This is a genomic window from Lysobacter sp. Root494 (assembly GCF_001427225.1).
GTDB lineage: Bacteria > Pseudomonadota > Gammaproteobacteria > Xanthomonadales > Xanthomonadaceae > Agrilutibacter.
Map to the genome: position 1 here is coordinate 107,455 of NZ_LMFH01000006.1, position 22,735 is coordinate 130,189.

19 protein-coding genes are annotated in these 22,735 nt (G+C 64.5%); 14 read left to right on the forward strand and 5 right to left on the reverse strand.

What is annotated here, in order from left to right:
* Together ASD14_RS09800 and ASD14_RS09805 are read left to right on the forward strand one after the other, a co-directional pair.
* Positions 1-687: an alpha/beta fold hydrolase gene (locus ASD14_RS09800; RefSeq protein WP_056132716.1), complete on the forward strand. Its 687-nt coding sequence runs from the start codon at positions 1-3 to the stop codon at positions 685-687.
* 92 nt (positions 688-779) lie between these two features.
* Positions 780-1,508 (forward strand): glycine zipper 2TM domain-containing protein, encoded by a 729-nt coding sequence (locus tag ASD14_RS09805; RefSeq protein WP_056132718.1) that lies wholly within the window; start codon positions 780-782, stop codon positions 1,506-1,508.
* Between the two features lie 115 nt (positions 1,509-1,623).
* Here ASD14_RS09805 and ASD14_RS09810 read toward each other — a convergent pair whose 3' ends face one another.
* Positions 1,624-2,421: an SDR family oxidoreductase gene (locus ASD14_RS09810; protein WP_056132720.1), complete on the reverse strand. Its 798-nt coding sequence runs from the start codon at positions 2,419-2,421 to the stop codon at positions 1,624-1,626.
* Positions 2,422-2,511: 90 nt separating this feature from the next.
* A complete protein-coding gene (locus tag ASD14_RS09815) occupies positions 2,512-3,390 on the reverse strand; it encodes a PhzF family phenazine biosynthesis protein (RefSeq protein ID WP_056132723.1) in 879 nt (292 codons plus the stop codon).
* Between the two features lie 174 nt (positions 3,391-3,564).
* On the opposite strand from ASD14_RS09815, the gene ASD14_RS09820 reads away from it, so the two are divergent.
* The 4 genes from ASD14_RS09820 to ASD14_RS09835 all read left to right on the forward strand — a co-directional run bounded on the left by ASD14_RS09820 (position 3,565) and on the right by ASD14_RS09835 (position 9,926).
* Positions 3,565-6,147 (forward strand): bifunctional aspartate kinase/diaminopimelate decarboxylase, encoded by a 2,583-nt coding sequence (locus ASD14_RS09820; protein WP_056132725.1) that lies wholly within the window; start codon positions 3,565-3,567, stop codon positions 6,145-6,147.
* Between the two features lie 79 nt (positions 6,148-6,226).
* Positions 6,227-7,588: a UDP-N-acetyl-alpha-D-muramoyl-L-alanyl-L-glutamate epimerase gene (gene murL / locus ASD14_RS09825; RefSeq protein ID WP_056132728.1), complete on the forward strand. Its 1,362-nt coding sequence runs from the start codon at positions 6,227-6,229 to the stop codon at positions 7,586-7,588.
* Complete coding sequence (gene murD, locus ASD14_RS09830) at positions 7,527-9,005, forward strand: UDP-N-acetylmuramoyl-L-alanine--D-glutamate ligase (RefSeq protein ID WP_082538892.1); 1,479 nt, start codon at positions 7,527-7,529, stop codon at positions 9,003-9,005. The genes murL and murD overlap by 62 nt, the downstream gene beginning before the upstream one ends.
* A gap of 135 nt (positions 9,006-9,140) precedes the next feature.
* Positions 9,141-9,926: a dienelactone hydrolase family protein gene (locus ASD14_RS09835; protein WP_056132731.1), complete on the forward strand. Its 786-nt coding sequence runs from the start codon at positions 9,141-9,143 to the stop codon at positions 9,924-9,926.
* Positions 9,927-10,130: 204 nt separating this feature from the next.
* Here ASD14_RS09835 and ASD14_RS09840 read toward each other — a convergent pair whose 3' ends face one another.
* From ASD14_RS09840 to ASD14_RS09850, 3 genes are read right to left on the reverse strand one after another with little or no spacing between them, the layout of a single operon-like run.
* Positions 10,131-11,141, reverse strand: a complete 1,011-nt coding sequence (locus ASD14_RS09840) for a polyprenyl synthetase family protein (protein ID WP_056132734.1) — start codon at positions 11,139-11,141, stop codon at positions 10,131-10,133.
* 55 nt (positions 11,142-11,196) lie between these two features.
* Positions 11,197-11,988, reverse strand: a complete 792-nt coding sequence (locus ASD14_RS09845; protein ID WP_056132737.1) for a LytTR family DNA-binding domain-containing protein — start codon at positions 11,986-11,988, stop codon at positions 11,197-11,199.
* Positions 11,985-13,121 (reverse strand): histidine kinase, encoded by a 1,137-nt coding sequence (locus ASD14_RS09850; RefSeq protein WP_162247696.1) that lies wholly within the window; start codon positions 13,119-13,121, stop codon positions 11,985-11,987. Before ASD14_RS09850 ends, ASD14_RS09845 begins: the two co-directional genes overlap by 4 nt.
* 334 nt (positions 13,122-13,455) lie before the next feature.
* Here ASD14_RS09850 and ASD14_RS09855 point away from each other — a divergent pair, with 334 nt between their 5' ends.
* The 8 genes from ASD14_RS09855 (at position 13,456) to ASD14_RS09890 (ending at position 22,699) form a co-directional block, all read left to right on the forward strand.
* The gene (locus ASD14_RS09855; protein ID WP_162247697.1) at positions 13,456-14,364 is read left to right on the forward strand and encodes an AraC family transcriptional regulator; all 909 of its coding nucleotides are present in this window, start codon (positions 13,456-13,458) and stop codon (positions 14,362-14,364) included.
* A gap of 246 nt (positions 14,365-14,610) precedes the next feature.
* Positions 14,611-15,093 (forward strand): single-stranded DNA-binding protein, encoded by a 483-nt coding sequence (ssb, locus tag ASD14_RS09860; protein WP_056132746.1) that lies wholly within the window; start codon positions 14,611-14,613, stop codon positions 15,091-15,093.
* 81 nt (positions 15,094-15,174) lie between these two features.
* The gene (rfbB, locus tag ASD14_RS09865) at positions 15,175-16,230 is read left to right on the forward strand and encodes a dTDP-glucose 4,6-dehydratase (protein WP_056132748.1); all 1,056 of its coding nucleotides are present in this window, start codon (positions 15,175-15,177) and stop codon (positions 16,228-16,230) included.
* A 33-nt stretch (positions 16,231-16,263) separates the two neighbouring features.
* Positions 16,264-17,151, forward strand: coding sequence for a glucose-1-phosphate thymidylyltransferase RfbA (rfbA, locus tag ASD14_RS09870; RefSeq protein WP_056132752.1), 888 nt, complete (start codon positions 16,264-16,266; stop codon positions 17,149-17,151).
* Entirely contained in the window at positions 17,148-17,705 is a 558-nt protein-coding gene (rfbC, locus tag ASD14_RS09875; RefSeq protein ID WP_056132755.1) for a dTDP-4-dehydrorhamnose 3,5-epimerase, read from the forward strand. The genes rfbA and rfbC overlap by 4 nt, the downstream gene beginning before the upstream one ends.
* 5 nt (positions 17,706-17,710) lie before the next feature.
* The gene (gene rfbD / locus ASD14_RS09880; protein WP_056132757.1) at positions 17,711-18,595 is read left to right on the forward strand and encodes a dTDP-4-dehydrorhamnose reductase; all 885 of its coding nucleotides are present in this window, start codon (positions 17,711-17,713) and stop codon (positions 18,593-18,595) included.
* A gap of 78 nt (positions 18,596-18,673) precedes the next feature.
* On the forward strand, positions 18,674-20,710 hold the full coding sequence (locus ASD14_RS09885) for a S9 family peptidase (protein ID WP_082538896.1): 2,037 nt from the start codon (positions 18,674-18,676) through the stop codon (positions 20,708-20,710).
* 12 nt (positions 20,711-20,722) lie between these two features.
* A complete protein-coding gene (locus ASD14_RS09890; RefSeq protein WP_056132762.1) occupies positions 20,723-22,699 on the forward strand; it encodes a S9 family peptidase in 1,977 nt (658 codons plus the stop codon).
* Positions 22,700-22,735: the final 36 nt, after the last annotated feature.

Below are 22,735 nucleotides of genomic sequence, written 5' to 3' on the forward strand. Positions count from 1 at the left end.
ATGCCGGCACCGGTGAGGCACGCGCTCCTGCTGCACGGAGCAGGTGGTGGCGGTTGGGAATGGAACCTGTGGCGCGGCGTGCTGGCGGCTTCAGGTATTGAAGTCGCCACGCCTGATCTCCAGCCTGCCGATGGCGGGTTGGAGGTCACGACATTCGGTGACTACCTCGCGCAGGTGCGTGCCGCGTTGCGCGCCTTGCCGCGTCCGCGTGCCGTGATCGGCGCGAGCCTGGGCGGCCTGTTTGCGATGGCATGCGCGGATGAAGCCGATGCGCTGGTGCTGGTGAATCCGTTGCCGCCGCGGCCGTGGTCGGCATCGCTGCCGTCGAAGGAATGGCCGGATCTTGTGCGCTGGCGCGGCGATGCGCGACTGGCTTCGACGCGGCGCGCATTGCCGGATGCGGACGATGCGACTGCACTGTTCGCGTTCCGCCACTGGCGCGACGAGTCCGGCGCGGTGTTGCGCGCGGCGCAGGCAGGCATCGATGTCGCGAAGCCCCAATGCCCGGTGCTCTGCGTGGTATCGACGCAGGACGAAGACGTGCCGCCCGCGTTGATCCGCACACTCGCGCGGGATTGGGATGCGGAGCTGCTCCAGGCCGCTTCGCCCAGCCATGCCGGGCCCTTGCTTGGTCGTAGTGCGCCGGCGCTCGCGGGGCAGGTCGCGGGCTGGCTGTCGGCGAGGTAAATCCTTGCGGTGGAACGGGCTGGATTCAGCCTGCATTGCCCGCCGCGGACCGACGATCCGCGCACGCCATCCCCGGCGTCCGGAGCATCCACATGAAGCGTCTGTTCGCCTCCACCCTGGCCCTGTGCCTGGCCGCTACCACCGGCATCGCCTCGGCGCAGACCTATCGCACCGCGCCGGCATACCGGTCGCCGGCCTATGGGCAGGACGCCAACACCCGCTACGACTATGCGCGCGTGATCCGCGTCGACCCGGTGTTCGATTCGCGCTACGGCTCGGGCTATCCGACGTCGAATTCGCAGCGCTGCTACAACCGCGATACCTACGTGCGCGGCGACGACGGCTATTACAACGGTGGTTACGGCGGCGATGGTTACCGCAATGACGGCTACTACCAGAACGGTCGCGATGACGGGTACTACGACCAGTACGGCAACCGCCGCAATACCGGCTCGCAGGCCGGCGCCACGGTTGCGACCGTGGTCGGCGGCATCGTTGGTGCGGCAATCGGCAGCCAGGTTGGTGGCGGCAGTGCGCGTTATGCGACTTCGGCGATCGGCTCGATGGTCGGTGGCATGGCCGGACGGCAGATCTACGACCAGAACCGCCGCCAGCGCGACCGCGTGGGCACCGTGACGGTCTGCGATCCGGTTCCCAGCGGAAGCAACGGCTACTACACCGGCAACGGCGCGCACGGCAATGATCGTTCGGTAAACGCCTACGACGTGACGTACGAATACGCCGGCCAGCAGTACACCACCCGCACCAATTACCACCCCGGCGACCGCATCCGGGTTCGCGTGGATGTGCGGGCGGAGTAACGCACGTCACGTGCGAAGGGGCCTTCGGGCCCCTTTCGTTTTGTAGGTGCCGAGCTTGCTCGGCACGCTTTTCCAGGAGAGGCCGAGCGTGCCGGGCAAGCTCGGCACTACCGGGTCAATTGACCTTTAGACGCCGCGCGAACGCGGTGTACCAGCGCAGCGGCAGGAAGCGCTTGATCAGCACCGCGACGCGCTCGATTCCAGCAATCGTGGTTTCGTAGCGATCAGCTTCGACGGCTCGCCAGATCTTTTCCGCGCACACCATCGGGTCCATGCCGCCGTCGATGTCATGGTCCGATCTGCCGTACGGCTGTCCGCCCGGCCCGAGCGCGTTCACCGACACATTCGTCCGGACGAAACCCGGGCAGGCGAGGGTGACCTTCACTCCGCGATGGCCCAGTTCGATGCGCGCGCTGTCGAAGAAGCCATGCAGCGCATGCTTGGCCGCGGCGTAGCCGGTGCGCCGTGCCATGGCGATCGTGCCGAACACCGAACTCACCACGACGACGTGGCCGTTGCCGCGCTCGACCCAGCCGGGCGCCAGTGCCTTGGTCAACGCGATCGGCGCGAACAGGTCGATTTCCATCAGTTGCCGGTACGCCGCCATGCCGGTGTCGAGCATGGCCGTGCGTTGCGAGATGCCGGCATTGTTGACCAGCATGTCGACGGGTCCGAAGAAGCTCGTGGCCTTCGCGGCCAGCACGTCCGCGTCGCCGAATTCCGCAAGGTCGACCGGAAGCACCGCCACGTCCTGAGGCCGCGGGCAGGCCTGGCGCACGCGCTCCAGTTCGGTTTCGCGACGCGACGACAGCACCAGCTTCGCGCCACGTTGCGCGGCCAGCTTCGCCAGCGCTTCGCCGATGCCACTGGAGGCGCCGGTGATCCAGACGACCTTGTTCGCGAGTTGAGTCATTGGATCCCCGAGGTGTCGCAGGCTGGGCCGGCTTCATCCCCGCTGACGAAGCCGGAAGAAGCTGGGTTGAACGAGCCAACCCAGCCTACGTCAGTCGTTCCATTCGATGTGGCCGGTCACCACGTCGCAGACGCGGCCGCCGGACCACACTTCGCCGTCGCCATCCACATGCAGGTCGATGATGGCATCGTGCCCGACTTCGCGGCCCTGGCTGACGCGGTAACGTCCGTCGGCATTCGGCAGCGCATTCCGTGAAGCCAGCCACGCTGCGAGCGTCGCGTTGGCGGCACCGGATGCGGCGTCCTCGAAACGCGCCGGCGCGCCGACGAACGCGCGCACCGCGTAGTAATAGACCGGGTCGTTGCTGCGCGCATAGACGAACAGGCCCATGGTGTCGGTGGCCTGCGCCAGTTCGGCGATGGCGTCCCAATCCGGCGTGGCCGCGCGCAGGGCGGCTTCATCGGTGAGTTCGGCCAGCCACCAGCGGCGGCCTCCGTCCATCAGCGCGGGCGGCAGCTCGCCGAGCGGCAAGCCGCGCAGGGCTGGGGCGAGGCGCGGATCGGTGGCGCTGGCGACCTCGACCACGCGCGCCTTCGGCGTACGCACGGCGATCGTGCGGGTGCGACCTTCGCCAACCACCTGCAGCGGCAGAACGCCGGCAATGCCTTCCTGGTGCAGCAGGCCGTCGCGGGGCGCGGCCAGCCCGGCTTCCATCACCGCATGCGCGGTGCCGACGCTGGGATGCCCGGCGAAGGGCACTTCGCGGCGCGGGCTGAACATGCGGATGCGGTAACTCGCGCCCGGTACCGTCGGCGGGAAGACGAAGGTCGTTTCCGGCAGCCGCGTCCACTTGGCGATCGCCTGCATCGCGGCATCGTCCAGGCCCTCGGCGTCGAGCACGACGGCCAGCGGATTGCCGTCGCCGGGGTGGCCGGCGAAGACGTCCAGTTGCAGATAACGACGTTTCATCTGGGATAGGGCTCTGGAAACGGTGTTCCGGTGGGGGAAGGCGTGGCCGCTTCGTCTAGAATTGACGTTTCGTGCGCGCGGTTCACGGCTGGATTCTAGAGGCCCGCGATGCCGCGCGGACATTGCGGCTTCTTATCAGCAACTCTCATCACTCCATCAGAAGGACACACGTCAGTGACAGCGGGAGCGACTCCCTGGGTAGTACTCAAGTTCGGCGGAACCTCCGTATCGCGCCGCAATCGTTGGGACACCATTGGACGCCTCGCTTCGAAACGCATGGCCGAAGACGGCGCGCGCGTGCTGGTGGTGGTGTCGGCGCTATCGGGTGTGACCAATGAACTGCAGGCGATAGCGAATGGCGACGGCGTCGCCGCTCGCATCGCCGCGCTGGTCGAACGCCATCGGGGCTTCTGCAGCGAACTCGGCCTCGAGCCGGACACGGTGCTGGCCGAACGTCTCGCCGCGCTGCAAGCGCTCGGCACGGATCCGCGCGCTACCGAATGCACGCTCGACTGGCAGGCCGAAGTGCTCGCGCAGGGCGAACTGCTCTCGTCGACGCTGGGCGTGGCCTACCTGCGTTCGCAGGGTCTCGACTTCGGCTGGTGCGATGCGCGGCAATGGCTCGACGCCGTGTCGCTGCCGAACGCGAGCCCGTGGGCACAGCGCCTGTCGGTGAATTGCCGCCACAACGGCGACACCACCTTCAACGAACGCTTCGCGCAGCAGCCGGCACGGATGCTGATCACGCAGGGGTTCATCGCACGCCACGGCGACGGCGGGACGGCGATCCTTGGTCGCGGCGGCTCCGATACGTCAGCTGCCTACTTCGGTGCCTTGCTGAAGGCGAAGCGCGTGGAGATCTGGACCGACGTGCCGGGCATGTTCACCGCGAATCCGCGCGACGTGCCCGATGCGCGCCTGCTCACGCGGCTGGATTACGCCGAAGCGCAGGAAATCGCGACGACGGGTGCCAAGGTGCTGCACCCGCGCTCGATCGGCCCGTGCCGCGACGCTGGCGTGCCGATGGCGATCCTCGACACGGAACGCTTCGACCTGCCAGGCACGCGCATCGACGCGAGCGCGGTGACGGTGCCGGGCGTCAAGGCGATCAGCCGCCGCAACGGCATCGTGCTGGTGTCGATGGAAAGCATGGGCATGTGGCAGCAGGTCGGCTTCCTCGCCGACGTGTTCGAGCGCTTCAAGCGCCACGGTCTGTCGATCGACCTGATCGGTTCGTCGGAAACCAACGTCACCGTCTCGCTGGATCCGAGCGAGAACCTGGTCAACTCGAACGTGCTCGAAGCACTGAGTGCGGATCTCGCCGAAATCTGCCGCGTCAAGGTGATCGCGCCGTGCGCGGCGATCACGCTGGTGGGCCGCGGCATGCGTTCGCTTCTGCACAAGCTGTCGGACGTGTGGGCGACCTTCGGCCGCGAGCGCGTGCACCTGATCTCGCAGTCGTCCAACGATCTCAACCTCACCTTCGTCATCGACGAAGCCGACGCCGACGGCATGTTGCCGCAGCTGCACGCGGAGCTGATCCGCGGCGGCGCGATGCCGGTCGCCGATGCCAGCGTGTTCGGCCCGAGCTGGCGCGAGATCGCGCACGGCAAGGTCGAGCGCGCGCCGGCATGGTGGGTCGACGCTCGCGACGCATTGCTGGAACGCGCGCGTGCCGGAACGCCCCGTTACGTCTACAACCTCGCCACCGTGCGCGAACGTGCGCGTGGACTGATGGCGGTGAGCGCGATCGATCGCTGCTTCTATGCGATCAAGGCGAACCCCCACGCGGAGATCCTCCGCACGTTGGTACGCGAGGGCTTCGGCCTGGAATGTGTATCGCAGGGCGAGCTCGACCACGTCTTCGCCACCGTGCCGAACCTCGCTCCGCAGCGCGTCCTGTTCACCCCCAGCTTCGCGCCGCGGCGCGAGTACGAAGCGGCGTTCGCGCGCGGCGTCACCGTCACGCTCGACAATGTCGAAGCGTTGCAGCGCTGGCCCGAAGTGTTCCGCGGCCGCACGATCTGGTTGCGCCTCGACCTCGGTCACGGCGAAGGCCACCACGAAAAGGTGAAGACGGGTGGCGTCGCCGCTAAATTCGGCCTGCCGATCGCGCGCTTCGATGCGTTCCTCGCCGAAGCGCGCAAGCTCGGCATCCGCATCAGCGGCCTGCACGCGCACCTGGGCAGCGGCATCGACGATCCGCGCCACTGGCGCGGCGTGTACGCGGAACTTGCGGGCCTCGCGGACAACGTCGGGACGGTCGAGACCATCGACATCGGCGGTGGCCTGCCGATTCCGTACACACCGGATGCGCAGGACTTCGACCTCGTGGCGTGGCGACAAGGCCTCGACGAGATCAAGGCCGCGTATCCGCGCTACGGACTGGTGATCGAGCCAGGCCGTTACCTCGTCGCCGAAGCGGGTGTGCTCTTGCTCGGCGTCACCCAGGTAGTGGAAAAGGACGGCGTGCGCCGTGTCGGCTGCGATGCGGGCATGAACGCGCTGGTGCGGCCCGCGATGTACGAGGCCTACCACGGCATCCACAACCTCAGCCGGCTGGATGACAGTGCAAGCGCGGCCTTCGATATCGTCGGTCCCATCTGCGAGAGCGGCGACGTACTTGGCCGCAGCCGCCTGTTGCCCGCAGCAACGGGCGAAGGCGACGTGCTGCTGGTCGCCGATGCGGGTGCCTATGGGATGGCGATGGCGAATACGTACAACCTGCGCGCCTTGCCGGCGGAAGAAGTCCGGTAGGGCGGGCTCAAGCCCGCCTCGCAGGCAGCGACACGAGTTTTTGACGGCGGACCGAGGTCCGCGCCACTCAGGTTCTGAAATGAAAGACTGGAAATTCCAACGCGACGCAATCAAGGCCTTCCGCTTCGTGCGCTGCACGTTCGACGCGGCTACGGGTGTCGCGCAACTGGTGTACGCCTTCGATGACGGCCCCGAGCTGATCGAAACCGTAACGGTACCCGGCGCCCCGTTCGTTCTCGACGAACAGCGCACCGCTGCCGCCATGCGGGCGTTGCAGCTGCTACACCTGATCGCCGGCGTGAGCTATTACAAGGCCACCGTGCCGGAAGAGATACGTATCGAGTCGTATGCGATCGATGCGGATACCGCCGCGATGATCGAAACGATATACGTCAACGGACTCGGCGAATTCGCGTATCGCAACGGGCTCAACCTGCATGGAAAAATCCGCTTTCCGCACGGAAACACGAGTCGTCCGGCCGCGCCCGCGCTGGGCCTGCGCGAGCACGCACTGGTCGCGATCGGCGGCGGCAAGGACTCGTTGGTCAGCATCGAGGCGCTACGCGCGCTGGGCATCGAACAGACGGTGACCTGGATCGGTGGCTCGCAGCTGATCAAGGCCTGCGCCGAACGAACCGGGCTACCGACGCTCAACATCGGCCGCGCGCTGGCGCCGCAGCTGTTCGACTTCAATCGCGAAGGCGCGTGGAACGGCCATATCCCGGTGACCGTGCTGAACTCCGCAATCATGGTCTTCGCCGCGGTACTGCTGGGCGTCGACCAGGTGGTGTTCTCCAACGAACGTTCCGCAAGCTACGGCAGCTTCATCGAAGGCACCGGTGAAGTGAACCACCAGTGGTCGAAGGGCTGGGCGTGCGAACGCCTGTTCGGGGAGTACGTGCAGCGCGAGATCGCGGCCGACCTGCATTACTACTCGCTGCTGCGGCCGCTCAGCGAACTCGCCGTCGCGCGCCAGTTCGCGAAGAGCGACCGTTACGACGCTCACTTCAGCAGTTGCAATCGCAACTTCCACATCCTCGGCGAACGGCCCGCCAACCGCTGGTGCGGCGTGTGCCCGAAATGCCACTTCGTCTTCCTCGCGCTCGCGCCGTTCATGCCGAAGCCGCGTCTGGTAGGCATCTTCGGCCGCAACCTGCTCGACGATCCGGCGCAGACCGGCGGCTACGATGCGCTGCTCGAGTACATGGACCACAAACCGTTCGAATGCGTGGGCGAGGGTCGTGAATCGCGTGCGGCGATGGCGGCATTGAGCGAGCGGCCGGAATGGCGCGAGGATGCACTGGTCGAACGTTTCGCACGCGAGATCCGGCCGCAGCTCGATGCAACCGAGCTGCGCATCGAGCCGTTGCTGGTGATCGATGAAGAGCATCGTGTGCCGGCGAAGCTGTGGGAACGCTTGCGTGCGCAATTCGCTGCCTGACAGTGCGCCATTCGTGATCAGCTCGCTCGACGGCCGCAAGGTCGCGCTATGGGGCTGGGGCCGCGAGGGTCGCGCGGCTTACCGCGCAATCCGCGCGAAGCTGCCGCAGCTTGCTCTCACCTTGTTCTGCAACGCCGATGAAGCGGCCGATGCCAAGGCAATCGACGATGCGCTTCTGTCTGTCGAAACCGAAACGACGGCCGGGCGACTGGCTGCATTCGATTTCGTCGTGAAGTCGCCCGGCATCAGTCCGTACCGTGCGGAAGCCGTCGATGCGTGCACACAGGGTACGCATTTCATCGGCGGCACCGCACTTTGGTTCGGCGAACATGCCGGCGTCGACGGTTTCGTGGACAACGCAGTGTGCGTGACCGGCACCAAGGGCAAGAGCACCACGACATCATTGCTCGCGCATCTGCTGCGCGCGGGCGGACATGCCACCGCATTGGTGGGCAACATCGGCGTGCCGTTGCTGGAGGTGCTGGACGCGCAGCCCACGCCCGACTACTGGGCCATCGAACTGTCGAGTTATCAGACCGGCGATGTCGCCGCGAGCGGTGCGCGGCCGGAAATCGCAGTCGCGCTCAACATCTTTCCCGAGCACCTCGACTGGCACGGCTCGCACGAGCGCTACATGGCCGACAAGCTGCGCCTGCTGACCGAAGCGAAGCCGCGCATCGCGGTGCTCAACGGCAACGATCCGATCCTGTCCGCGCTCGTCCTGCCGGAAAGCGAAGTGCGCTGGTTCGGCCGTGCCGACGGCTGGCACCTGCGCGGAGACGTGCTGTATCGCGGCCAGCAACGCGTGATGGACACGGGTTCGCTGCCGCTGCCCGGACGCCACAACCGCGGAAATCTCTGCGCAGTGCTGACCGCGATCGAAGCGCTGGGACTGGATGCCGCCGTGCTCGCGCCGCATGCGGCCGGCTTCAAGCCGTTGCCGCATCGCCTGCAGACGGTCGGTACGCGCGATGGCGTCACCTATGTCAACGATTCGATCAGCACCACGCCGCACGCGAGTCTCGCGGCGCTCGATGTTTTCCGCGATCGCCGGGTGGCGCTCCTGGTCGGCGGACACGATCGTGGTTTGCCGTGGGAGGACTTCGCCGCGGCGATGCGCGTGTCGGCACCACTGGCCATCATCACCATGGGCCAGAACGGTCCGCGGATCTTCGAACTGCTGAAGCCCGTTGCCAGGCAGGGCGGCTTCCACCTGGGGGCTGCGGCTGATCTCGCCGATGCCATGCGCCAGGCGCAAGCAGTGTTGGCCGGCGAAGGCGTGCTGCTTTTGTCGCCAGGGGCGCCGAGCTTCGGCGCGTACAAGGATTACGTCGCGCGCGGCCGCCACTTTGCCGAACTGGCCGGCTTCGACCCCGATAGCATCAGCGCAATTCCGGGTCTGGGCGTCACCGGTTGATTTGCAGCGGCCTTGCGCTGGCGCCGATCGCGCCAGCAATGGCAAATGCCGGATCGGACCGGGCCGTGCAAGATCCGGTTTCACGCCGGGGCGACCGGTGCCGCCTACGCTTCCGGAACGCACACGGAGAACGCCATGCATCGTTTACTCGCCGCTGCACTGCTCCTGCTGTTCGCTACGCCCGTATTTGCCGCCATGCAGGCCAGGCCGGTCGAATGGAAGATCGGCAAGCAGGCATTCGCGGGCTATGTCGTTTACGACGATGCCGCCATGGACCGGCGACCTGGCATCGTGATGGTGCCCAACTGGATGGGCGTGAATGCGGCCGCGGTCGAAAAGGCCAAACGCATCGCCGGCGACAAATACGTGATCCTGCTTGCTGATGTGTATGGCAAAGGTGTCCATCCGAGGGATCACGCCGAAGCGATGAAGGCCCTGCAATCCGCCTATGCAGCTCCCGAAGGTCTGGCTGCGCGTGCCGCGAAGGCGGTGGACGTGTTGAAGTCGCAGCAGGGCAAGGCGCCGCTCGATGTTTCGCGAATGGGTGCGATCGGCTTCTGCTTCGGCGGTGGTGCGGTGCTGGACCTGGCTCGCAGCGGTGCGGACATCGCCGGCGTAGTGAGCTTCCATGGCAACCTGAAGGCGTCGGCGAAGCCTGGCCCGGAAGGCATCAAGGCCAGCGTCCTGGTGCTCAATGGCGCCGACGATGCGAGCGTTACCGGGGAAGACCGCAGCAAGTTCGTGCAGCAGATGAACGAGGCGAAGGCCGACTGGCAGCTCGTCGATTTCGGCGGCACGGTGCATTGCTTCACCGAGCCTGAAGAAAAGGCCGAAAGCAACTGCCGTTACAACGAGCGGTCGGCGACGCGCGCGTTTCGCATGATGGATGACTTCTTCACCGAGCGATTCGGGAAAAAATGAGCAGCGCCGGCGCTCGGCATTGGCAATGAGTTCGCGCCGCCTTCCCGAGCCGGGCCCGCCTGGACGCTTCCGGCTTGCGTGGAACTTGGCATCGAGCAGGTAAGCCGCTGCAGATCGCCGCTATCGCCCGCTTCGCGTCTGGCAGTGCCGGACACAAGATCGCGCGCTCGGCGCACGCTGCGTCGATGGGATCCCCGCTTTCCGTCAGTGATCGCGGTTGACTGCGTAACGAGCCAGCCCACGCAGCGCAGCGGTGTACTCGTTGTCGACGATTCCGTCGAGCGAACGTTCGGCTGCCGATGCGTATTCGGAAGCCCGCTGCCGGCTGTAGTCGAGTCCACCGGTGGCGCGGATCGCCTGCAGCACGTCGGGCAGCGCATCCATATCGCCATGCTCGAGGGCATGGCGCAGGCGATCGCGCGTAGCGGCGTCGCTGTGCAGCATGGCGTGGATGAGAGGGAGAGTGGCCTTGCCCTCGGCGAGGTCGTCGCCCAGGTTCTTGCCGAGCGTCTCCGCATCCGATGCGTAGTCGAGCACGTCATCGGCAATCTGGAAGGCGTAGCCAAGGTTCAAGCCGTACGCGTGCAGCGCGTCGCAGGTCGCCGCATCCGCGCCGGACAGCAGCGCGCCAAGCCGCGTCGCTGCTGCGAACAGCACTGCGGTCTTGCGCTCGATCACGCGCAGGTACGCGGCTTCGTCGGTGTCTGGATTGCGTACGTGCAGCAGCTGCAGCACTTCGCCTTCGGCGATCTGGTTGGTGGTGTCGGCGAGGATGCGCATGACTTCCACCCGGTCGAGTTCGACCATCAGCTGGAAGCTGCGCGAATACAGGAAGTCGCCTACCAGGACGCTGGCGGCATTGCCCCAGACGGCATTGGCCGTCTTGCGGCCGCGGCGCAGGTCGGATTCGTCGACGACGTCGTCGTGCAGCAGCGTCGCGGTGTGGATGAACTCGATCACGGCAGCGAGCTGGTGCGCGTCCGCACCGCGGTGCCCCAAGGCCCCTGCGGCCAGCAACAGCAGCATCGGCCGCAAGCGCTTGCCACCGGCGCCGATGATGTACTCGGCCACCTGGTTGATCAGCACCACGTCCGAAGCGAGGCGATGGCGGATCAGCGCATCGACCGCGGCCATGTCGTCGCGGGCGAGTGCCTGGATCGTGGCCAGGTCGGGAAGCGACGCAGTCGCGGAGCGCAGGGAGGAATCGGCAGACATGGGCGAATTATACGGGGCGGCCCAGCGCGCCCGTCGATCGGATCCGCCTGCCGGATCAGCGCCAGCGGCGCGCGTTGACGACCTTGATCACGGTTTCCACGTAGTTGGGACCGATGGCGTAATCGCCGCCCGATGCCAGCGTGAGTGAAAGGCCCTTGGGCCCGCGCCGGTGCAGGCTCGACACCTGTTTCAGGTTGACGATGGTCGAGCGATGCACGCGCAGGTGGACGGCCGGATCCAGGCGCGTCGCGAGCGAGCTGATCGTGTCCTTGAGCAGGTGCGAGCGGCCGCCGGTGTGCAGCAGAACATAGTCGCCTTCCGCGGTGATCGCATCGATGTTCTCGGCGGCGATGCGGACGATGCCGTCGCGCGTACGAACCCAGAATTCTCGCTCATAGGTGACGCCATTCTCGGGCGTGCCCGACGCGCGCAGGCTGGCGATCAGCTGCTGCAGTTCGGCGAAGCGCACTTCGGCGGCGCGTGCGTCCAGGCGCGCGCGTGCGAGTCGCACGGCTTCGCGGAAGCGTTCGAACGACACCGGCTTGAGCAGGTAGTCGACCGCGTGCACTTCGAAGGCGCGGACGGCGTGTTCCTGGTAGGCGGTGACGAAGATGATTTCCGGCAGATGCTCGCCAGGCTTGAGTTCGGCGATCGCCGCGAAGCCATCCTTCACCGGCATCTGGATGTCGAGCACCGCGATGTCGGGCTTGAGTTCGCGGATGAAGGTGAGCGCTTCCTTGCCGTTGCGCGCCTTCGCGACGAGTTCCGCGTCGGGAATGCCGGCGACCGCCAATTCGAGGCGATCCAGGGCGATGGGCTCGTCGTCGGCGAGCAGGATGCGGATCATGCGGCAGGTTCCAGCACCTGGTCTTCCTGCCATGGCACGCGGATCACGCTGCGCCAGCCGTTGTCGAGTGGGCCGCTATCGAGGTGCGCATCGTCGCCATATAGCGCGTCGAGCCGCTGCCGTGCGTTGGAGAGGCCGATTCCAAGGCCGCCATTGCCCTGGCCATGTGCACTGCCGCCGTCATCCTCGACGCTGAGCAGCAGCTGGCCATTTTCGTGGCGCGCACCGATCACGATCTCGACGGGGCGTTCGGACCCGCCCAGCCCGTACTTCAACGCGTTTTCGACCAGCGGCAGCAGGACCAGGCTCGGCACCATCGCCTGCATGCATTCCGTCGGCACATCCCAGGTCACTTTCAACCGATCGGAAAAACGCGCGGCTTCGATTTCGAGGTATTGCCGCAGCATGCCGATCTCGTCGGCCAGCGTGGTCAGCTGCGATGGCGTGCGCGCCAGCGTATAGCGCAGGAAGCGCGACAGGCTCAGCACCATTTTCTCGGACTCCGTAGTACGGCCGAGCACGATCAGTCCTGCGAGCGTATTGAGCGTGTTGAACAGGAAGTGCGGGTTGATCTGCAGCCGTAGCGCGAGCAGTTGCGCCTGTTGTGCGGCGCTGTTGGCATCGGCGAGCTGCTGGTCGCGGCGGCGCACTTCGGCGTTGTTGCGGGCGGCGGCGTACAGCGCGGCCCAGGCGAAGAAATTCCACTGGTAGGCCTTGTAGGTCTCGCTCAGTTCCCAGAAGGACATCCAGCGGCCGGGATACATCACGTAGTAATTGGTGAAATAGCGGAAGACGTATTCCCCCATCCACGTGAGCAGCACGGATGCGGGAAAACTCAGCGCAACGGTGTAGCCGAGCAGCCGCCAGGGGTGATCGCTGCCCACCTTCTTCAGCAGCGCGTGGATGCCGAGGCAGAGCGCGAAGCCAATGGAACTCGCCACGGTGCGAGCCATCAGGCTGCCAGGTTCGATCCAGGTATCGCCCGGCATCAGGCTGAGCATGGTGCGCATGACGTAATGCATCGCCCATACGGCCAGCGTCAGTGCGACGACCGTGCGATCGAGCGGGTCGAGCCTGCGCAGGCCGGGAATGTGCCGGATGTCTGCCTGCATGTGATTACGTGAAGTGGTCATTGCACCTGTCTGCCTGGCCGATGCATCTGCGTCGTGCCGGGCGAGTGGTGTACCCGGCACGGGCGTGTGATGCAAGCAGGGCCTTCCGGCAGAGGCCGGCATGGAGCATGCGCCCGGCGTGCTGCAGAAGCGGTATAGGCGCGAAGGCGGAAGTGGGTGGCGGAACAGCTGGAATTTTCATCGGCGCAAATGGCGTGTTCGTCGATCGCGCGGCCGCTGGTCGAGGCTCACGGGGGGCTTGGCGAATACCACGGGACGACCGGCGCGAGTCGCGCTACAACGAAGCTCGCCAGTCCCATCCATGCGTATCGCCAGCGATCATCAGGAGCCGACCATGGCCGACACCTTCGTAACCGCGCACGACGCGCGAATGCCGATCCCCCACGCCGCAGCGCTGGCAGCCATCCCGGCCCGGCTGATTACGGTGTCGCGCGCGGAACGGATGCGCACGCCGGCTTCGATGTTTTCCTTCTGGCTGCAGCTGCGTGGAACGGCCCAGGTCACCGCTGCGGAGGGAAGTTTCACCCTCCATGCGGGCGAATGGATCGCGCTGGAACGCGGCTCGATGCCCGAGGTCCAGGCCGGACGCAGCGGACTCACGTTGGGGCTGACCCTTACGCCGGACGTCATGCATGGTGCGCTGGATTCCACCGATCGCGGCCTCTTGCCCGGTCGTGGCGGGGTGTCGCTGCGCGAGCGCCGACTCGCACTGCGCCTGTGGCGGCAGTGCGCCTCCCTGCCGGACGAAGCGGGAGTCGCCGCCGTGATGCGCGGGTTGAAGCCCCTGCTGAAGCACTGGCAGGCTGCGCAGGATGCATTCGCCGTGATGATCGAGCGCTGCCCCGGCCGTTCGTTCCATCGCAAGACCCGGATCTTCGCCCGGATCCAGAAGGCCCGGCTGTACCTCGAAGGAAATCCCCAGCGGATGCTGCGGATCGAAGACCTGATGGAGCTGACCCGCTTTTCGAGCTGGTGGCTGTCGAAGACCTTTCATGCGGTCTACCAGGAAACCCTGCAGAAGGCGTCGATGCGGCTGCGGATGCAGCGGGCCCGCGACTTGCTGCAGCACAGCCAGCTTTCCATCACCGAGCTGGCGGAAGCTTGCGGCTTCCATGATCCCTGCAGCTTCGCCCGCCAGTTCAAGGCTTGGCACGGCGAGACTGCGTCGTCGTGGCGGAGCCGGTTCCAACTGACGGTCGCCGTGAACGGGGCAGGGCCGGCCTCGCTGATGGGTCGGGCCTGAGTCCCAACCGTTCAGGCCGCCGGCTGCAGCACCAGTTCCTGGGGGCCCTCCAACGGCGGGCGCTTCCGCCCGCAAAAGCGGTAATTTCCTACCCGGCAGTCCGACCCGCACCGATCGATCAGGGGGGCCGGATATACTCTTATTGCATCTGCCCGCGCAGACCCGACAGGGCCGCTGCGACGGGCCTTCGTCTACTTCCTACCCCGGGATCCCTGCTCGGATCCCCCCTGAAAGGATCGCAACCCCATGGCACGTGGCATCAACAAGGTCATCCTGGTCGGCAATCTGGGCAACGATCCGGAGACCAAGTACACGCAGGGCGGCATGGCCATTACCACGCTGAGCCTGGCCACGACCTCGGTCCGCAAGGACAAGGATGGCAACCAGCAGGAAAAGACCGAGTGGCACCGGGTCAAGCTGTTCGGAAAACTTGGTGAGATCGCCGGCGAATATCTCAAGAAGGGCCGCCAGGTCTACATCGAGGGCAGGATCGAATACGGCTCGTACGACAAGGACGGAGTGAAGCACTACACGACCGACATCATCGCCGACGACATGCAGATGCTGGGCGGCGGCGACCGCGCCGAAGGCGCAGCTCCGCGACGCGAATACGGCGGTGGCCAATCTCGGCCGTCGCAGCCCGCCAGCGGCGCTCCGCGCCGCGAACAGGCACCGGCGAAGGCGAGCGATTTCGGTGCGGATTTTGCGGATGACGACATCCCGTTCTAAAGGTACCCGCTGGATGAATAATGCAAGGCGCTGGCGTGACGAAACGGCCAGCGCCTTTGTTTTATGGCGAGGAGCACCTGCATGACTACGTGGCTGGTAACCGGAGGCGCGGGATTCATTGGTGCCAATTTCGTTCTCGATGCAGTGGAGCGGGGCATACGGGTCATCAACCTGGACGCAATGACGTATGCGGGGAACCTCGAAACCCTGGCTTCCCTACGCGGGAACCCCGATCATCTTTTCGTGCAGGGGGACATCGGCAACGCCGCACTGGTGGAACGCCTGCTGCGAGAGCACCGTCCCGATGCGGTCATCAATTTCGCGGCCGAAAGCCATGTCGATCGGTCGATCGATGGCCCGGCTGCATTCGTACAGACCAACGTTGTCGGCACGTTGAATCTGCTGGAGCAGAGCCGCGATTACTGGAAGCAGCTGGACGCGCCTTCGCGCGATGCATTCCGCTTCCTACATGTCTCCACGGACGAGGTCTACGGCACGCTCGGGGAAACGGGCAGGTTCACGGAATCGACACCGTATGCGCCGAACTCGCCATATTCCGCATCGAAAGCGGCTTCCGATCATCTTGTTCGCGCGTTCCACCATACCTACGGGCTGCCGGTACTGACGACCAATTGTTCGAATAATTATGGTCCCTACCAGTTCCCGGAAAAGCTCATTCCGCTGACGATCACCAAGGCGCTCGCAGGCGATCCGCTGCCGGTCTACGGCGACGGGCTCAACGTGCGCGACTGGCTGCATGTAGGCGACCATTGCGCCGCCATCCGGCGCGTGCTCGAAGGCGGGCGCACTGGCGAGACATACAACGTGGGTGGAAATGCAGAGCGAACGAATATCGCAGTGGTGAAGATGATTTGTGCTTTGCTCGATCAACGTCAACCGCTGCCGGATGGCCGTGCGCGCGAATCGCTGATCACCCACGTCAGCGATCGGCCGGGACACGACCGGCGCTACGCCATAGACGCATCGAAGCTGAAAAACGAACTTGACTGGACGCCCGCCATGACCTTCGAACAAGGCATGGTCCGTACGGTGGAGTGGTATGTGGGCAACCAGGCGTGGGTCAGGCGAGTGCTGGACGGCAGCTACCGCATGGAGCGTGTCGGCTTGCCCGGTTGATACCCTTATGGCAGGAACCTTCCGAGTGACCCCATGACGCAGCGCAAAGGCATCATCCTTGCCGGCGGTTCCGGCACGCGGCTATATCCGATCACCCAGGCCATCAGCAAGCAGCTGCTGCCGGTATTCGACAAGCCGATGATCTATTACCCGCTGGGCGTGTTGATGCTTGGGGGAATACGCGAAGTCCTCATCATCAATACGCCGCACGAGCAGATGCTCTTCAAAAGGCTGTTGGGCGATGGCTCCCAATGGGGAATGAAGATTGGCTACGCGGTGCAACCAGACCCCGAAGGCCTTGCGCAGGCCTATGTCATCGGCAGGGATTTCGTCGGGGAGAAACCGAGCTGCCTGGTGCTGGGGGACAACATCTTCTACGGGCACGGCCTTACTGAGTTGTTGAAAGGCGCTGCAATGCGCGACCACGGTGCGACAGTGTTCGGGTACTGGGTCAAGGATCCGCAGCGTTATGGTGTCGCCGAGTTCGATGCAGCGGGCAAGGTCATTGGAATAGAGGAAAAGCCGGCCCAGCCCAGGTCAAATTACGCGGTCACCGGCCTGTATTTCTATGATGGGCGCGCCTCCGGGTTCGCCGCCGGATTGAAACCCTCTTCGCGCGGCGAGCTGGAAATTACCGACCTCAACCGCTGCTATCTCGAAGAAGGATCGCTGCAGCTCGAACGCCTCGGGCGCGGGTTTGCCTGGCTGGATACGGGCACGCACGAATCGCTCATGGAGGCGTCAAGCTACATCGAGACGATCGAGAAGCGACAAGGCCTGCGTGTCTGCTGTCCGGAGGAGATCGCATATCTCAACGGGTGGATCGACGCAGCCCAGCTCCGCGACCTCGCCAAACCGCTCGCAAAAAACGGCTATGGCCAGTACCTGCTGAGCGTGCTGGAGCACGGGCCGGTCGCATGAAGGTGATCGAAACCGATCTTCCCGGGTGTATCGTCGTCGAGCCACAGGTCTTCGGCGATTCACGCGGGTTTTTCTTCGAATCGTTCAACACCGGGAAGCTTGCCGCGCACGGACTGGAGCCGCGCTTCGTGCAGGGCAATGTTTCGTCCTCGGCGCAGGGCGTGCTGCGCGGGCTTCATTATCAATGGCCCAATCCACAAGGGAAGTATGTCTCGGTCATCGAAGGAGAGGTCTGGGATGTTGCCGTCGACATCCGTCGCGGATCTCCTACCTTCGGCAAATGGACTGCAGTAGTTCTGAGCGCCGGGAACAAGCGTCACTTCTGGATTCCCGAGGGCTTCGCGCACGGCTTCGTGGTATTGAGTGAACGCGCGGTATTCACGTACCTGTGCACTGCGAGCTACGACGCCAAGGCAGATGCCGGTGTGCGCTGGGACGATCCTGCGTTGGCGATCGACTGGCCTGTCAGTGCTCCGCAGTTGTCGGATAAAGACATGCGCGCGCCCCTGCTGTCGGAAATCGCAGAGGGTCGGCTCCCGGTCTACACGGGCTGACCCTCATGAAGATCCTTCTGCTCGGCGGCAATGGCCAGGTCGGCTACGAGCTCCAGCGCAGCCTTGCGCCGCTCGGTGAGCTCACCGTTGCGACGCGAAGTGGTGAGCTGCCCGATGGCGGCACGGGCGAGATTCTGGATCTATACATGCCGGACACCTTCGCGTCCCTGATCGATCGATTGGCTCCGGACGTAGTGGTGAACGCGACTGCCTACACCGCCGTGGATCGGGCGGAAGACGAACCGGAGCTGGCCTTCCAGGCGAATGCGGACGCGCCAGCCGAACTCGCGCGCCTCTGTGCCGGGCGCGGGACGTTCTTGGTGCATTACTCCACCGACTACGTCTTCGATGGAAGCGCAGATACGCCTTATCGCGAAGACCATCCAACCGCTCCGCTCGGCGTCTACGGCGCCAGCAAACTGGAAGGGGAACGGCGCATCCAGGCGAGTGGCGCGACGCATCTGATTCTTCGCACCGCATGGGTCTATGCCACGCGGGGAAGCAACTTCCTGCAGACGATGCTGCGACTGGGTGCCGAGCGCGAAGAATTGCGGGTAGTCGCCGACCAGCGCGGTTGTCCGACGCCAGCCTGGTTGATCGCCGATGTCACGGCACGAATCCTGCGGGATGGCCTGAAGCAATCCGGCGTTCGCCATCTTGTCGCCAGCGGCGAAACGACGTGGCATGGTTTCGCTGATGAAATCTTCAGGCAGGGGCATGCGCGAGGGCTGATTCCGCGGCTGCCGCGGGTGCTCCCCATCAACACGTCCGACTATCCGGCCCGTGCGCGCCGGCCCGCCTATTCGGTGCTGGACACGCAGCTGCTACGCAGCGAGTACCACGTCACATTGCCTGACTGGCGTTCCGCGCTCGCAACAACGCTCGCCTGAATCTTTCGTTTTCCGTTGTCCCCGCCAGCGATGCTAGGCTTGCGGCGGGGTAGGTTCGGGCTGAAAAGCCGGCGTGCAATGCGCTGGGTGCCCGGGCTGATTTTGATTGGGAAACGGGGAGCGAACGTGAAAGGAATAGCAACGTTACTGGCGTGTGCGGCTGCACTTGCGGCCACGCCCGGGACAGCCGCAGTGAATGTCGAGGCCTACGTCAAGAAGGACGGCTTCGAGGACATCAAGTTGTCGCCCACGGGCGAGTACTACGCGGCGACGGTTCCAAGGGAGGATCGCACGATCCTGGTAGTCATCCGGCGCTCCGACAACAAGCCCAGCGGCGTTGTCGCCGGAGAGCGCAATAGCGTCATTGCCGACTTCGACTGGGTCAGTCCCGATCGCGTGATCGTCAGCCTTGCCGAGAAATTCGGCAACCTCGCCCGTCCGCAGTTGACCGGCGAACTCTATGGTGTCGATGCAGCTACCGGTTCTGGCGAGATGCTGGTCGGCCAAAGGCTGCAGGGCGCCGGCCTCGGGACAAAGATCCAGCCGAAAAAAGTCGAGCGAGTGGCTGCCTTCCTGACCGACGACCTGCCGCAGGACGGGAAGAACGTCATCATCGCCGTCATGCCGTTTTCGGGCGACCCATTCACACGCGCCGAGAAGATGGATGCCTACTCGGGCCGCCGCCATCCGGTAGCACGCGCACCGGTCCGGAATGCGGATTTCACTACCGATAACGCAGGAGTCGTGCGGTTCGCTTCAGGGTTCGGAGCTGACAACATCCGCAAGCTCTATTACCGCCAGGGCGATGGAGCGGAATGGGAACTCATTTCCGACGAGGCCGTCACGCATCGCCACGAATCGCCGATCGGCTTCTCCGCCGATAACCGCACGGCCTACCTGCAAGCCGAGCAAGAGACTGGCCCCGATGCCATCATCACCCTGGACCTGGCCACGCGAAGCCGCAAGGAGCTCCTGCGGGACGATGACAGCGATCCTTATCGCATCATCTATCGCAATGGAACCCGCGTCCCGGTCGGTGCCTTCTTCATGGATGGCAAGCCGCGAACCGGTTTCTTCGATGAAAAATCGTCGGAAGCGGTCCTCTATCGCAGCCTGCAAGCTGCGTTCGGCGGAGATTCCGTCCGAATCACATCCCAGACGAGCGATGGCCGCCTGGCCCTGGTGCAGGTCTCGAGCGACCGGAATCCTGGTGATTTCTACGTCTTCGACGTCCAGGCCAAGAAGGCATCCCACCTGCTGAGCCGGAGCAGCTGGTTCGATCCGGAGAAAACGGCAGCGACGGAGCCGCTACAACTCAAGGCCCGCGATGGTTTGACGTTGCACGGGTATCTGACGCTGCCCAAGGGTTCGGGCGGCAAGAACCTGCCGATGGTCGTGATGCCGCATGGCGGGCCCTTCGGAGTCCAGGACACGTGGGGTTTTGATCCCGACGCGCAGATGTTGGCCGAAGCGGGCTATGCCGTGCTCAGGCTCAATTACCGAGGCTCGGCAGGCTATGGCGCTGCGTTCATGCACGCGGGCGCGCGCGAATGGGGCCTGAAAATGCAGGACGACCTGACCGATGCGACGCGCTGGGCGACCACGCAGGGAATCGCGGACGCCAGTCGCATCTGCATATACGGAGGCAGCTATGGCGGATATGCGTCGTTGATGGGGGTAGCGAAGGAACCTTCGCTTTACAAATGCGCCGTGGGTTACGTCGGCGTCTATGACCTTCCGACCATGCACACCGAGGGCGACATCCAGCGGCGCGGCTCCGGTGAGACTTACATCCGCGAATGGATCGGTGATCGCGAGGCGCTGGGCGCTACGTCGCCCAATCGCATGGCTGATCGAATAAAGGTGCCGGTATTCCTCGCGGCGGGCGGCGAAGACGAGCGCGCGCCGATCAAGCACAGCGAGATGATGGAAAAGGCGCTGCGGAATGCAGGAGTGCCGGTGGAAACGCTCTACTACAAGACGGAAGGCCACGGTTTCTACCTGGAAGAACATCGCCGTGAGTACTACACGCGGCTGCTTTCATTCCTGGCGCGGCACCTGGGAGGCGCGGTCGCCACGGCTGCCTCCGGTGCTCCTGCCGCGAGGGGCAAGTAAATGAGGTCTTCGATGATCAAGCTTCTTTTGGCGATTCTTAGCCTGGCTCTTTCGACTGGCGTGGCTTCGGCCGCTCCGTCGATCGGGGATTTCGTCCGTCATCCGACCTACAGCGGGGTCAAGATATCGCCGAATGGCGATTACCTCGCCATGACGGTCGACCAGGGCGAACTGGATGTACTGACCGTCCTGCGTACCAGCGACCTTCGTGTGTTGAAGGTTAATCAACTGCCGGATAAAAGTGTCGGCGATTTCTACTGGGTCGGGCCTGAGCGGCTGATGTTCAATTCCGTGCAGAAGTTCGGGCGCTTCGCACGGCCGTTCGCCACGGGGGAGTGGTATGGGGTCAATGCCGACGGCAGCAAGCCGCGCCCGTTGATCTTCTATGGCACGCGCGACGTGACCGAAAAAGGCAAGCAGGTCGGAAACGAGTCCTTTTCGCTGCTGGATACGCTTCGCGACGACGATGTCAACGTGATCATGTCGGTGAGCTATCCGCGCTCGAACGATGGCGCGGGCACGGAAGTGGTCATGCTGGATACCCTGACTGGCCGCAGGAAATCGCTCGGCCGCGCGCCGCGCGAAAACTGCGAGATCGCGCTGGACGCCGGCAAGGCCGTCCGCTTCGCGGTCTGTTACGACGATGAAGATGCCGAGGGCAGGTTCGATTCCCACAGTGAGCTATACCGGCGTGGCGATGACGGAAAGTGGACGCTCGTCAACAGTTCCAGGACATCGGGAACGCGACTGAGCGTATTGGGTACATCCGGTGACGGCCGCGTATATGCGACTCGCAGCGACGGCAAGGCACCAGAAGCCCTGGGTACCATCGATACGGCGACGGGCGAGTTCAAGGAGTTGTTTCGCGATCCAGTATCCGAGCCAGCGAGGTACATCACATCGACCGACAACGATACGATTCTCGGCGTAGTCACCGAGGCCGGCGCACCGCATGTGGCGCTCGTCGATGAGCAGCATCCCGATGCCGGGATCTACGCATCGCTGGCCGCTGCGTTCCCCGGGCAGATGGTCGATTTCTCCAGTGCGACGCGCGATGGGAAGAAGATCGTTGTCTCGGTAAGCAGCGACAGAAACCCGGGAGAGCTTTATCTCTACGATCGCGATACGGGGAAGGCGCGGTTCCTGATGCAGGGCCGGCAATGGCTGGATGCGAAGGAAATGGCCAGCGTCAAGCCATTTTCCCTGACCACGCGCGATGGCCTGAAGATCTATGGATACCTGACAATTCCGCATGGCTCCAATGGCAAGAACCTGCCGATGATCGTCAACGTCCACGGCGGACCGATGGGGCCGCGTGACAACTGGGGATTCAATTGGGAGACGCAGCTGCTTGCCAGCCGCGGTTACCTTGTCATGCAGGTCAACTACCGTGGCTCGGGCGGTTTCGGCAAGGCGTTCCAGGACATGGCTTACGGCCAATGGGCCGACGGCATCATGAATGACGTCATAGATGCGACGAGATGGACGATCGCCGAAGGTTATGCCGACAAGGATCGCGTCTGCATCTACGGGGGCAGCTTCGGTGGCTATGCGTCACTGATGGCGCCTGCGCGTGAGCAGACGCTCTTCAAGTGCGCATTCGGCTATGTAGGCGCCTACGACGCCAACGTGCAGATGACGAAAAGCGATACCAGCAAGCGCGAAAGCGGGCGCAAGTACCTCAGGCGCGCACTGGGCGAAACTGAAACGGAGCGCGATCGTGTGATGCCGGTGAACCACGCCGACAAGATCAGGATTCCGGTGTATCTGGCCGCAGGTGCTCGCGATCCGCGGTGCCCGCCGGAAAACACCGAAGCGATGAACAAGGCTTTGATAGCGGCTGGCAATCCACCGGAAGGCATGATCATCCAGGCTGGAGAAATGCACGGGTTCTACAAGGAAGAGAGCAACCTCAAGCTGTATACGGAGATGCTTGATTTCTTCGATCGCCACATCGGTGCACGAAAGCCAGCGCAGGCAGGCCTGTAGTTCGAAAGGGAAAACAACAACGAAACGGCGCCAATC